The organism is Sphingobacterium sp. xlx-130 (assembly GCF_011007405.1).
In the GTDB taxonomy this organism is placed as follows: Bacteria; Bacteroidota; Bacteroidia; order Sphingobacteriales; family Sphingobacteriaceae; genus Sphingobacterium; species Sphingobacterium luzhongxinii.
This window is the reverse complement of the sequence record NZ_WFKN01000012.1, coordinates 100,222-113,155: the sequence shown is the minus strand read 5'-3', so window position 1 is coordinate 113,155 and position 12,934 is coordinate 100,222. Positions and strand designations below refer to the sequence as shown.

Annotated in this window: 11 protein-coding genes; 1 reads left to right on the top strand and 10 read right to left on the bottom strand. The window is 44.5% G+C overall.

Going from position 1 to position 12,934, the window contains the following annotated elements; translation table 11 throughout:
• Positions 1 to 129 precede the first annotated feature (129 nt).
• The 10 genes from G7B18_RS17820 to G7B18_RS17775 all read right to left on the bottom strand — a co-directional run bounded on the left by G7B18_RS17820 (position 130) and on the right by G7B18_RS17775 (position 11,606).
• Positions 130 to 945, bottom strand: a complete 816-nt coding sequence (locus G7B18_RS17820; RefSeq protein WP_164111706.1) for an endonuclease/exonuclease/phosphatase family protein — start codon at positions 943 to 945, stop codon at positions 130 to 132.
• Positions 946 to 1,030: 85 nt separating this feature from the next.
• Entirely contained in the window at positions 1,031 to 1,891 is an 861-nt protein-coding gene (locus tag G7B18_RS17815; protein ID WP_164111707.1) for an endonuclease/exonuclease/phosphatase family protein, read from the bottom strand.
• 3 nt (positions 1,892 to 1,894) lie between these two features.
• Positions 1,895 to 3,493, bottom strand: a complete 1,599-nt coding sequence (locus G7B18_RS17810; RefSeq protein WP_240452901.1) for a RagB/SusD family nutrient uptake outer membrane protein — start codon at positions 3,491 to 3,493, stop codon at positions 1,895 to 1,897.
• Positions 3,494 to 3,505: 12 nt separating this feature from the next.
• Positions 3,506 to 6,781 carry a SusC/RagA family TonB-linked outer membrane protein gene (locus tag G7B18_RS17805; RefSeq protein ID WP_164111708.1) on the bottom strand — a complete coding sequence of 1,092 codons (3,276 nt, stop codon included), beginning with the start codon at positions 6,779 to 6,781 and terminating at the stop codon, positions 3,506 to 3,508.
• 102 nt (positions 6,782 to 6,883) lie between these two features.
• Positions 6,884 to 7,924: a FecR family protein gene (locus tag G7B18_RS17800; RefSeq protein ID WP_164111709.1), complete on the bottom strand. Its 1,041-nt coding sequence runs from the start codon at positions 7,922 to 7,924 to the stop codon at positions 6,884 to 6,886.
• A gap of 39 nt (positions 7,925 to 7,963) precedes the next feature.
• Complete coding sequence (locus G7B18_RS17795) at positions 7,964 to 8,518, bottom strand: RNA polymerase sigma factor (RefSeq protein WP_164111710.1); 555 nt, start codon at positions 8,516 to 8,518, stop codon at positions 7,964 to 7,966.
• A 767-nt stretch (positions 8,519 to 9,285) separates the two neighbouring features.
• A complete protein-coding gene (locus G7B18_RS17790; protein WP_164111711.1) occupies positions 9,286 to 9,717 on the bottom strand; it encodes a hypothetical protein in 432 nt (143 codons plus the stop codon).
• Between the two features lie 49 nt (positions 9,718 to 9,766).
• Positions 9,767 to 10,516, bottom strand: coding sequence for a hypothetical protein (locus G7B18_RS17785; RefSeq protein ID WP_164111712.1), 750 nt, complete (start codon positions 10,514 to 10,516; stop codon positions 9,767 to 9,769).
• Complete coding sequence (locus tag G7B18_RS17780; protein ID WP_164111713.1) at positions 10,435 to 10,866, bottom strand: hypothetical protein; 432 nt, start codon at positions 10,864 to 10,866, stop codon at positions 10,435 to 10,437. Before G7B18_RS17780 ends, G7B18_RS17785 begins: the two co-directional genes overlap by 82 nt.
• Positions 10,867 to 10,970: 104 nt before the next feature.
• Entirely contained in the window at positions 10,971 to 11,606 is a 636-nt protein-coding gene (locus G7B18_RS17775) for a fibronectin type III domain-containing protein (protein WP_164111714.1), read from the bottom strand.
• 1,082 nt (positions 11,607 to 12,688) lie between these two features.
• Between G7B18_RS17775 and G7B18_RS17770 the strand changes: the two genes are divergently transcribed.
• Entirely contained in the window at positions 12,689 to 12,883 is a 195-nt protein-coding gene (locus G7B18_RS17770) for a cold-shock protein (protein ID WP_079643937.1), read from the top strand.
• Positions 12,884 to 12,934: the final 51 nt, after the last annotated feature.

The window sequence follows — 12,934 nt, the reverse complement described above, 5'->3', positions numbered from 1 at the left end:
GAGGTTATTTAGTTACGAGGTTGTGTATTTATAGGGTTAAAAAGGTTAGGAAGGGTATAATAAAATACGCCTGAAGTATTTTGCTTCAGGCGTATTTTATTTAGATAACTTTTCGACAGAGGTAGATTTTTAATCGTATTGGTATATGGCGACCACGGGTAGGTGATCTGATGCATATTGACCGGTCATAGCTATCGCCGACAATAAGCTATACGTTTGTTTTGCCAATGGGTTATACACGATAAAATCAATTGCTTTAGTTGGGTTTACGACAGGGATCGTAAACTGGCAATTACCCATGCAGGAAAAGTTGAACCCTTTCTTGAGCAGAGTCATTTCTTCCGAATCTGGTGTCGCATTAAAATCTCCGCCGATGAAAAGCGGCTTTTTGAGCTGCTCACTCATATCATTGAGAAACTGTGCCTGTGCTACGCGGATGGTATTCAGATCAAAATGTGTGGACCCAAATTCCATAGTGTTGCCATCCGGCAAGGACACGGTAGCTAAAGCAATACTACGCTGCTCGCCTCCCACAATCGCAGGCAGATCAAAGCGACGTTTGTTGCTCAGCGGATATTTACTAAGGATTGCATTCCCATATTCTCCTCCTTTATAATCAATGGATTTGGAAAAATAATACTCCATGCCGAGCAATTCGGCTAATTTTTTGATCTGATCGATCTGATCGGCGACATTGGGCGAACGCGTGGTGTTCACGTCGACTTCCTGTAAAGCGACTACATCGGCGTTGCTTTTCTTGATGACGGCCGCAATATTGTTCAGGTTGATCACGTCCGAATTGTAGGGTGCACCATGCCTGATGTTATACGTCATCAGCGTCAGTCTCTTTTTTGGTGTTTCGGGCTTGGTCTCTTCACCTGAGCTGCTGCAACAGGTAATGACCAAAAACAGAAGTGCCGTGATAGCAAGTAATCCTTTTCTCATTTTTTTGATTTGTTAGTGGTGAAACCACCAGATTTATATAGCTTCCTAAGAGCCCTATAAATCTGGATGATTTACTATTGCGTTTCTATTTTTGCGTTTTTACTTTGATTTCTGCTGTTGTAGGGAAAAAAGTGTTGGCCGTTTCTGGATTTTTGAACGCTTCTAACATCTTATCCACAATAAGCACGTTTGCAGGATCCTGATAGGTGATGTAATCAAAGGTGCCAGTGGGGTTAGCCTTAGGAGCATTAAAAACACAGCCTGTAGCAGGACAGGCATATTTGAAATTACCTTGTATATAAGTCAGTGCAGCCCCTGGTGCCGACCACTGCTCATTAAAATTCCCAACGAAAATAACAGGATTCGTTAGATTCTCTGTAGCACGAAGGATATCAATGGCTTGCAGCCTCCGGTCGTCAGCATTGGTTTCTAACTCTGTCCCTGCAAATTGAACAAATATGCCATCCTCCACCTCTACTTTTATCATAGCCAGCATCCGTTGCTCCCCTCTATTTGGATCCTTGGTCAGATCGAGGCCAAACCTTTCGGTGATAGGGAATTTAGAAAGCACGGCATTGCCAAACTGTCCTCCGCCATAGCTCCGGCCTTTCATGAATACCTGCATCCCTAGCTCGTCACCGATCACCTGCGGTCGGTCAACACCTCCGGCACGGGTTGTCTTGCTGTCACATTGTCTCAAGAATAATAGATCCGGATTGTACGCTTTTATCATCGCGACCATAGCCGGAAAATTTGTAGCGTTACTTCCCAAATTCATATTCACCGACATGATTTTCAATGTCTTGACGGGGCCGGTATATTCATTAGGATCTAGAAATTTGGTAGGAGTAACATTCCAGTCCCCGGCATCAACCGATTTACGGCAGGACTGCGCCAGGATCAGCACTACACAAACGCCTAATAGGGTAAAAAATATTTTTTTCATCTCTTAATAATTTGGATTTTGAACCATGTTCGGATTTGTACTCGTTTCCGTTTCCGGTATCGGCCACAGGTATTCGCGATTGCGGTTGTATTTGCGCATCTGCACTTGTACAATTTCGCCAGTAGCCGGGTTGGTGGCCCCATAGACCTGTCCATTCATCACATCGGTGTCTATACCCCAACGGCGTATATCAAAATAACGCCCACCTTCAAATGCTAATTCAGCCTGTCGCTCACGGCGGACCAGTGTACGCATACGCTCCTGAGAATTGTACACCGTAGTCGTTACAGCTGGCATAGTAGCCCGCGCACGCACCTGATTGATGGCATCAAGTGTCTCTGCATCGTTCCACTCACCCAGCTCGATCTTGGCTTCGGCATAGGTTAATAAAATCTCGGCATAGCGAATGATCATAAAGTCAAGCTCACCTGACTTTTTCTGCTGATCACGGGCATCGATATATTTCTTGATCCAATAACCTGTAGCCGTAGATTTGGTCAAACCAATCTTGTCGGCAGGACTATAAAAGGGATCTAGTGTGTATTGTCCCAAAAACTTTTCATTGGGCACAAATACGGAGGCCGAAAGCCGTGGATCCCGTCTATTCAGGTGGTTAGGGTCTTTACGGTAGATGGCCAGCGAATCAGGCCCCAGCTCATAAATGGTTTTTCCTTGTTTTGTTTCATAGTTGTCAACTACCCGGTTAGTGGGCGAAAGATAGGTTTCGCCACCTATACCATACGGGGCAAAGGAAGTCCAGGCATTGCTCGCTCCCTGCTCTTTGAAGAAAATACGCTCATTGTTCAACTCGCCTGTATAACTGAACAGCTCGCTGTAGCTGGCCTGCATATTAGCGGTATTCTGCCACAATTTGTACACCTTCGAATCAATGATCTTCTTGGAGGCCATCTTTGCGAGTTCATAATCTTTTTTGTAAAGACCCAATCGCGATAATAGCGCCCAACAGATGCCGCTTGTGATTCTTGTCCTATCGGCATTGGTATAGGTCGACGGCAACAGCTCCGCACATTGTTTCAGCTCTTCGGCGACAAAATCATACACCTGATCCTGTGGGATCCTCGATTGATTATTTTCCTCGAGTTTTAAGGAAGCCGTCAATAAGGGAATATCTCCATAGAGCATCATAAGCTCCATGTGGTAGTAGGCCCTTAGCGCACGGGCTTCCAGCTTCATCCTTTCTTTCAATCCTGCATCTGCAAATACCTTGTCCACATTTTCCAAAAAGCGATTCGCTCTTCGGATGCAGGTGTAATCATCCTGCCACAAGGACTGCGAAACACCCCAGCGACTGGTAGCTAACCCTCTGGTAAAACCATCGTAATCTCCCTTAAACTCGCCCCGTTGTACTGCCTCGTCCGTAAGGCCTGAATAGTACATGATGTTACGTCCCGAAGAACCTCCCGGGATTCCCGCATAAATGGAAGACAGTGCGTTGTAGGCATCGGTTTCGGTATTCCACCACTTGTCATCCGACACCCCCGTAGGACTGTCTATAGTCAGGAATTTTTCGCAGGATACCTGCAGCATTCCCACCGCAACCAAGCTGTATATCAATATTCTCATCTTATATATCGTGTTCATATTTTCCCCTAATTAAAAGTTTGCAGTCAGTCCCACGGTAAATGTTTTCATAATTCCATACGTCCAAGAACCACCTTGCGACTCCGGATCTGCCATTTTTACACCGGAGAATAAAAATGGATTCTGCGCGTTCAGATAGATACGTGAACTCTTGATACCGTATTTATTCAACGTCTTTCCGCTCAGACGGTAACCTGCCTGGATAAATTTGACCCGCATATAGCGCGCATTGAACAGCCAAAAATCACTGACGAATACGTTGGTACCCGGTGTGGTCTTTATGCGTGGGTACATGGCATCCTGATTGTTCTCGCGCCAAGAATTGGCAGCACGATACGTAGTAGGTACACCGCCCGAAGCGCTCATATTGAGCGGATGCCATAGGTAACCACTCGATTTACCACCCAGATTGGCAGAATAGTCGTGATTGCCCGCTCCTTGGAGTAGCACCTCTATATCAAACTTTTTATAATTCACACTGAAGTTTGCAAAGTAATTAATACGAGGTGTAGGGTCGCCGATCATCTGCTGATCATCGTCGTTGATCAGGCCATCTTGATTGAGGTCCTTATAATGAATATCACCCGGGCCTTGGCTCTGGTTGGCCAACAGCACATTAGCACGCCCGTACTCATCAAAATTGGAGAGCTGCAGAATACCATCCGATACATAACCGTAATAACTGCCCAGTGCATAACCTTCACGCTGCCGTATGATTCCTGTTTCACCAAAGACACCACCAGCCAGTTCTATAATTTTATTCTTATTGTAAGTGATTCCAGGTTTTACGGAGATAAAAAGGTCAGGAGTGATCTGCTCATTATACGTGATCTGGGCCTCTACCCCTCTATTCATCACTTTTCCGGCATTCAACCGGATAGCCCCCAAGGACCCGGATGGAGGGATCATAGGGCGCATCAACATATCTGTCGTCAGCTTATCGTAGTAGTCGAAGGTCAATGCAAACTTGTTATTGAAAAGTGACATATCAAATCCAAGATCCGTGATCCGTACCTTTTCCCAGCTGATATCCGGATTGCCCCATACCGACTCGGTCCCATTGCTCTCATTGATCAGATTCTGATATTGGTAGTAACCTATATTCTCGTTGCCCAAGTGACCATAAGATGCCCTTAGCTTCAAATTATTGATCGCATCCAGTTTGAAGAAATCCTCATTGTGCACATTCCATCCGACGGCAACCGAAGGGAAGTAACCCCATTTGTTGCCTGCCCCGAATTTGGAGGATCCGTCGGCACGGAAAGCCAACTCGGCCAGGTAGCGGTCGTCGTACGAATAATTAACTTTACTGTAGGCCGATGCTAAAGCGGACATATCCCAGTAACCTTCATTAAAACGCTCTATAGAAAACCCTCCTAAGGCAAATACATTGTGCTTATCGAATCGTTTTGAATAATCTAAGGCTCCACTGCCGAAAATGTAAGTATCCCGCTTGTTCGAGTATGAATTGCGCTGTACCGCCCAGGTCTGTACGAGCTGCTTGCTGTAATAATCAAAGAAATAAAAATTATCACGGTTCTGTTTATACACATCGGAGTTGAGTCGGTAACTAAACTGTCCTGTTAGGTTAAGGTTATCGGTAATCGTCCACTTAGGCTGCAAATTGATGGTAGCTTGGTCAAATTGATAACCGATGGAGCCGCCGACCTCTGCATAGGCCACTGGATTGACGATATCTGCATAGCGTCCATAGATGGTAGGCCATCCTTCTTCGGCCGGATATTTGGGCAATATATTAGGCGGGAGCCTGTACAGGTCGTCCAGCATACGGATACCACCGTTGCCCAATCCACGATTGGGGTACAATACATTACGACGGATACCGAGTACATCTAAATTGACCAAGAATTTCTTGGATAGTGATACGGATGTATTGGCCCTAATATTGAAGCGGTCCATTTTGTTGACCGGCAACATCCCTTTTTGATACATATAATTGCCCGTAATGGCAAACCTAGCGACATCGTTACCTCCGCTCAGCGCCAGTGAATGGGAGGTCAATGGCGCGTACTCGTCGATGACCTCCTTGGTCCAGTTGGTATTTGGGAAATTGATGGGATCCTCACCCGATTCGGTCTTGCGGATCTGTTCATCATCAAAAAAAGCAGCTTCGCCTGATGCCAGGGCCGCATAATTATAGGTACGCATATAGGTCGCGGCATCAACAAATTCGGGCATCAGTGTCGGGGTCTGCATACCATAATAGCCATCGTACAACACATTGATCTGTCCGGCCTTACCTCGTTTGGTCGTAATCAGGATGACCCCATTGGCTGCTCTGGCACCGTACATGGCAGCCGCTGCCGCATCTTTCAGAATAGTCACACTTTCTACCGTTACGGGGTCGATATGGTTCATATCCATAGGGACACCATCTACAAGCACCAATGGGTCGGAGTTGTTCATCGTAGATATACCTCTGATCTTGATCGTAGCGGCATCTCCGCCAGGTAGTCCCGATCCCTGCTGCACGTTGAGGCCCGTGACACCTCCTTGTAAGGCTTGAGAGAGATTGGTAATTGGCTTACCTTCAATATTAGACTTGACATCTAGGGTAGCTACCGAACTGGCAATATGCTTCTTTTGCATCTCAGTCATCCCCACAACGACGACTTCTTCTACATCTGCTACATTTTCCTGCAACGATAAGCTTAAGTTATTTTCATTCTTATTGACCAATACCTCATATGGACGGTAGCCTACGAGTGTAAAGACCAGTTGTGATCCTTTGGGTACTGCAACATCGTAATATCCGCCGGCACCGGTTCTACCTACGGATGCTCCTCCTTTGATCGAGATACTTACGTTTTCTAAAGCCTGTGGAGGTTCCTGGCTATTGAACACACGTCCTTTAACGGTTATTTTTTCCTGCCTCACCTCTTCTCGGTCTGCCCCTTTGTGGTAAGAGGAATGGGGTACGATCGTGATCTGTCCATCGGACTCCTTGAAGGTGAGGTGATACTTAGGCAGCTCTTTGGACAAGAGCTCCTTGAAATCCCGGTTTTTGGTGTTGACCGTGATCCGCTTGTTAGCCACCAACTGATCCGAATACAATAAAGCCACATCGACCTGTGTCTGTACCTGCTCAAGAAATTGTTTTAGTGTTGCGTTTTCCATTTTGAGGGTGACACGCTGAGGAAAGGCAACTACACTGATCGATAGGAAGATACCGGTCAGTGCTAATGATCCTATTTTCATGCTATAGCTCCATTTTGACGGCAATCGCCATCGAGCGGACGCGTATTGTTCCGCTTGTTTATTTTTCATAATTTTGAATAGATTAAATTGTGCAAACGATTTATTGATCAATCGATAAAGGGGAGGTGCAACTCCTATTTATCTTCTTTGTGATACCATTCTTTTTTTGATTTATCTTTTTCTGATCCAGACCTCCTTTTCTATTTGTGTGATTTCGTAATCATTCAGTTCATAGAGACTTCTCAGTGAAGTCACAATATCCACATCGATATTGAGCCTACCGGAGTAAGCTACTGATGATGCTCTAAGCCGGCTGTCCAGATGTATCCGCACATTGTAGATACGCTCCAGTCTACGTGCCAGCTCATCGATACTCAGCTGCTGCAATACCAATTGGCGTTTGGTCCAGAGGACATCATCCCCCTTGGCATTACGGTTGATACTTATTTTCTTATTCTTGCTATCGAAGCTTATCCGTTCTCCTGGTTTCATGCGGATTCCTTCAAAAAGACCTTTCGTACTCTCCAAAGACACAGCTCCTGTGAGGAGCTCGATGACAGTATGGTTATCCTCCTCGTACGAATTGACATTGAAAGTCGTACCCAATACATGGATTTGGGTCTCGGCTGTACGCACGACAAAAGGCCGCCCGGTATGGGTTACATCAAAATACCCCTCGCCGTTGAGGTATACTTCGCGCGTACCCTGACTCATATCTTTTTTAAAGGTCAGATAGGACCCGGCGTTGAGCCAAGCCGTAGATTGATCGGGCAGTACAAAGGCCTGCCGTTTTCCGTAAGGGACATACACGGTAGCATATTCCACTTCGTTATCCCCGACATGCTCGTCAAGCTTAAGTATATCCTCATCACCATCCACCTTTAGGGGGTTGACCTTGGCGCGATCCTGCCCCCTCACAGAAGATGCCAGTAATAAATCGCTCCCTGCCTGAATAGCTCTTTGATTGTGTTGTGCGGTCTGTATGATATCGTCTTGTTGAATTAGTTCTTTCGCGGGATTATAGGGAAAGTACATGAAAAACAACATCAGCGCAGCGGCGATCCCCGTAGCATACCCCCATACACGTCTATAACGCCTTCTACGGTGTTGCCTCCTTATCGATTGATAGAGTGCGGTCTTGGCATGCGTATCGAACAATTCACTCGTGCCAAGGTTAAAAATCTTTTTATAGTTCTCTTTATTTCTGTCCACAATAAGTGTATTTACTTATATAGAGCAGCGATTGTCGTTTTATTGACTATAAATTATAAAAAAAATAACAGAGAGTGCTTCGGGCGAGTTCAACTCCAGGCGAAGCTGCTTCATCCCCCGAAAAGAAAGTGTCCTACAGGTCTCTATATGGATCGACATCATCTCGGCGATATCCTCATACTTGAAATCCATGTAATATTTTAAGAAAAGTACCTCCCTTTGACGAGTAGGCAATTTTTTGAATTTTTCGCGTAGCAGGATAATTTGCTCTTCCTTCATCTCCTCCTGCTCAAAACTGTTGTCCTCAGACCAGTTCAGGATTTCCTCTAACTGTACATTATTAAACTTGTCCTGCGCGACTTTATTGCGCAACAAACGTCTACGCAGAGAAGCAAATAGATAGTATTTAATATTTACTTCCTTCGCTATCTTGACATTCCCAAATAAATCGGTGAAAAGATCATGAATGCAATCTATAACGGTGGCATGATCGGTATGGTAATGCGTACCATATTTGTACAGATCTTCAACATACTCGTTATAAATCTGTTCAAATGCGCTGGTATCCCCCTCTATAAATTTAACCCAAGACATAGCTAATTTACATTTTTTAATGGCTTAAAAAGCTTTAGCAAAGTTTGATAAATTCTATTAATTAAGTGTTATCTAAAGATTAACTTCAGTTTTACTTTTTGCTCAATGGTTTATTAATCAGATTCAAGGTAAATATTTTATGCAAGATTTGCAAAGTCATCACCAGCCGATACTCTTCGCAAGAATATCTTTGGTAGATATGTGGAGAGGTCCTCTAAAGGAAAAAGTAAGATTATTTTTTTTTGGATGGTTAAGTGTTTGTAGATTAGTTGTATGCGGAGTTAATTGTTGTTTTTGTAATGGTCATTAACTTAATGGTGGTTAAGTTAATGGCGATTAAGTTGTCTGTATCATGAAGTTTATAATAGCGGTTTGAGCTAGTAGATTATCCTGATTTATATAAAAAATACGCCTGAAGGGATTTGCTTCAGGCGTATTTCGATTGGAAGCCTTTTCTCAACGTCATTGCGCGGAGGAAGAATGACGACAAAGCAATCTGATTACAACGAAGTCCCGATTTATCAGGATCAAAAATGCAGATTACTTTCGCGAAGTAAATTCGGGACAGGCACCCTATTTTACCAATGACAGATACCTACGGTGATCTCGCAAGCTCGGTTTGTAAACTGTATCGTCTTTGCGAGGTACGAAGCAATCCCCCTATTAACAATGAGATTATCTACGATGAGCCCTTCGGGGTTGCTTCATTTCATTCGCAATGACGCGTTTTTAGGTTTTTCAACCTTTTTAAGACAGCTTCATTTCGTTTAGATACGTTTTCGCCAGAAGTAAAAATACCCTAAAGATCCTATTCCGAGTAGGGCAATTACATAAATGTACCAGGGGAGTTGCTGTTTTCGGATCCTTTTTTGCTCTGTTTTGGACGAGTATTGTTCGATGGCCGCGCTATCTCTGTTGCTTACATTGGATTGCTGCTCGCTTTTATGTACCCACTGTTCCTCGGCATATAGCCATCCGCTCTTTGCCCAAAGGCCGCTATCGGGATGAAAGTAAAAAATGGAATCGCTCGCAAAGTGCCAGTACCGCCAGTTGCTATCCTGCTGTAGGTAGTATTGCCATTTTTGAAATTCAGAACGGCTTACCTGCTTTATAGCTTTTTGCTCCTCCAGTCTGTGCTTGCTCGTACGGCAAGAGAAGGTGAGGAGAACGAGAAGGGTAACGAGGGTGGTGTTTTTCATGGTTAGATAGTTAATAAAGTTTATAAAGTACAGGGTTACTTGCCACTCGTCACTCATCAACCCAATCCGCTAATGCATGTACCGTGCGGAGATGTCTGCGTCGGGATTCTACCCGGTTGTTGCTGTTACCTTCGATGCTCACTAGGTAATCTCCTGATGCCTGCTTGACCAATCCTACGTGGTTGATACGTTTAGCCTTGGCACCATATATACCGAAGACATTCGCTGCTACTCTGTCTTCATCATGCTGTGTTCCGCCTGTCCCGAGAATCGGGAATTCACTTCGGAGAGGACCCGTCAGTTGGCGGCGACGCGATGATCTATCGGTTGTAAGCAACTTTCCTTGTTTCCAGTACACCCTAGCTTTCGGGAATAGTGCCGGGCTCCAAGGATTGCAGGGCTCTTTTAACCCCGCTTGTCCATAACACCATGATACGAAACTTGCGCACCAGTCGTAGCCTTTGCCCAGGTCGGTGTAGCGGAGGTATTCTTCCACGCGCTTTCCGTCGTTGTTGCCAGTAGCTTCTTTTACGCCTATCTCAGCAGAAGCAATAGCTATTATTGATGGACGAAGTGTTTGATTCTTGTTATTGTCCTCTGTACCGGACAGGCGGGGCACTTGGTATCGGCCAAGTGTCCAAGTTCTTGATTTGTTTGCATCTTTATTCATCAAGGAATAAAGATGAGCCCCTCGCGGCTTGAGCGAGAATAAAAAGTCTAAAATACCACTTCTATCGCCTTCAATACTGCATACAACAGTAAAAAGAATACCGAAAAATAAAGAATACATTGTTGCCATGATGAGAGTTTATTAAAGTGATGATCAAACTGTTTACGAAACGATTGAAAAGGATGCCATAGCAGCTCCTGCAGCCATATGCTGATATATACCGCCAGCCAACCGACCAGTAACCCAAAGATCAGCATAGTCAAGGTGCCAAAATCGAGTACCCCGATGGTGGGATCGAGCAGCTGCAATACGGTAGATAACATGATCCAGCCGATGATTAGGAAGAGGGAGCCGAACATTAATTTCTGTATAGTGTTTAGATCCCTCCACTGCGGTCCCCGATAAAACATCGGGACACGGCGGGATGACGATATAGTGCCTTGAAGCAGCCATGAAGCGTTATTTGTTATTGTTTGCATGATATGTTGTTTATAAGGTTGATAAAGTTTATAAGGTAGGCGGATCTGCAAATCCGCCTAATTATTAATCCTTGTTACTTCGTTACTGAGTCACTCAGTTTGAGCTAACGAACGATCATCGATACGGGATCTGACCAATCGCCTGTGCCTATCTTATTGCGGCCGCGTACACGTACGTAATAGCGTGTGCCAGGTGTCAGCGGAGCGATAATAGTATTGCTGCTGGATGGTGTGAGGTGTGTTTTGTCCCATACAATCTTCTCCGAGATACTATCCATCTCGCCCACCTGTACCTCATATTCGTAAGCATTGTATATTTTGTCAAAATCCACGCGCATCTGTCCGGTCAGGCGGCCATCCCTCAGTATGATCCGGTCCGTGATCCCCGGTTCCTGCAGCGCAGTGGGCTGCTTGTTAAACATCAGGCCGGTGCTGCTCAGCGCCACCGTATTCCCTTGGGCTTCTATATTGACCATATGGGCGAGGTGCGTAAGCATGCCCCGAAGCTTCAGCTTAGCTGCTTTCTTGAGCTCTTTCTCGTGCGAGGAGCCCCCATTTATCGCTACCTCATGCTTGATACGGTAGTCCTCGGCTGCCGCCAGAAGCTCCGCCGCCGTCGGTTTGATGTCTGCACTGAAATTTGTATTGCCTTCCATAAATCCGGCAATCTTGCCCGCCAGGATAGCCAGCTCGCTATCCTTTACATTTGTATAATCTGTTCTTACTTTATCTCTTCTCATGATTTTAATTTTTAAGCCGTAGGCTGTATGTATTAAGCCCTAGGCTGTTTAACTTGTTGTCCTTGGTTTACTTATTTACCCCATCACTAGTCACTCTGTCACTTATTACTAATCACTCATCACTAGTCACTAATTAAGGCGGTGCTCTGATCTGCTTTTTCGTTCTGTTCATACTACGAATTTGAGCTTAATAGCAGGGCTAGTCGATTTTTTGGACAAGATTGTACAAGATTGTACAGGCGTTGTACACACGCTGTACAGGTAGTGGTTAGATTCTCCACTTTGGGTATATAGATCTCGTTTTAGGATTCCTTTTTGCGCCAGCCGTTACATCAAGTGGGCTGGCTGATGCATCAAATGCGCTGGCCGATTTATCAAATCACCTGCACGATTCATCAAATAAGCCGCACGATGCATCAAATGATACATAAGATAAATCAAGTGGGCTGGCCAATGCATCAAATGCCTTGACCGATGTATCAAATAACCTGGGCGTTTCATCAAATAGGTCGCACGATGCATCAAATGATACATAAGATACATCAAGTGGGCTGGCCGATGTATCAAAAAACCCGGGCGTTTCATCAAATAGGTCGCACGATACATCAAATGATACATAACATACATCAAGTGGACTGGCCGATGCATCAAATGTGCTGGCCGATGTATCAAACAGCCCGTGCGTTTCATCAAATAGGCCGCACGATACATCAAATGATACGTAAGATACATCAAGTGGCGCAACTGATAAAGCAGATGCCTCAGCCGATGTATCAAAAATAAAAGCAATAATTCCTTGCTTATTAAAATATTAAGTGTACATTTGTTTTATAATCAGGCTCTGCCTAAGCAATTTTTGAGCTTGTTAAGTTTACTCTTCTCTTCTCTCATCCCTTGCATATCCAGCTGCTATTTTTGTTATCAATTGATGATACGTACGTTTTCGAAACTTGGATATTTTCAAGAACCTTAAAATTACCACTATCTTTTTCTTGCCAGCAAACAGTGTTATATAAGTTGTCCGATGACAGCTTAATGGTGCGGCCTGATGTAACAAAATTTTTTAATAAATAATTAATACAATGCAAGAAGGAACAGTAAAATTCTTTAACGAGACAAAAGGATTTGGTTTTATTACACCAAAAAACGGTGGACAAGACGTATTCGTACATTCAACAGGTTTGATCAACAATATCCGTGAAAACGATAGCGTAACATTCGAAGTAGAAAACGGACAAAAAGGAGTTAACGCAACTAACGTTCGCGTAGCTTACTAAATAGAAAGAAAGTCATATCTTCTTGAAGGAGACGCTCGAAAGGGTGTCTCT

Bases quoted from the DNA above. Each gene is read 5' to 3' on its own strand.
- G7B18_RS17820 (WP_164111706.1), bottom strand. From the start codon at position 945: ATGAGAAAAGGATTACTTGCTATCACGGCACTTCTGTTTTTGGTCATT.
- G7B18_RS17815 (WP_164111707.1), bottom strand. From the start codon at position 1,891: ATGAAAAAAATATTTTTTACCCTATTAGGCGTTTGTGTAGTGCTGATC.
- G7B18_RS17810 (WP_240452901.1), bottom strand. From the start codon at position 3,493: ATGAACACGATATATAAGATGAGAATATTGATATACAGCTTGGTTGCG.
- G7B18_RS17805 (WP_164111708.1), bottom strand. From the start codon at position 6,781: ATGAAAAATAAACAAGCGGAACAATACGCGTCCGCTCGATGGCGATTG.
- G7B18_RS17795 (WP_164111710.1), bottom strand. From the start codon at position 8,518: ATGTCTTGGGTTAAATTTATAGAGGGGGATACCAGCGCATTTGAACAG.
- G7B18_RS17790 (WP_164111711.1), bottom strand. From the start codon at position 9,717: ATGAAAAACACCACCCTCGTTACCCTTCTCGTTCTCCTCACCTTCTCT.
- G7B18_RS17785 (WP_164111712.1), bottom strand. From the start codon at position 10,516: ATGGCAACAATGTATTCTTTATTTTTCGGTATTCTTTTTACTGTTGTA.
- G7B18_RS17780 (WP_164111713.1), bottom strand. From the start codon at position 10,866: ATGCAAACAATAACAAATAACGCTTCATGGCTGCTTCAAGGCACTATA.
- G7B18_RS17775 (WP_164111714.1), bottom strand. From the start codon at position 11,606: ATGAGAAGAGATAAAGTAAGAACAGATTATACAAATGTAAAGGATAGC.
- G7B18_RS17770 (WP_079643937.1), top strand. From the start codon at position 12,689: ATGCAAGAAGGAACAGTAAAATTCTTTAACGAGACAAAAGGATTTGGT.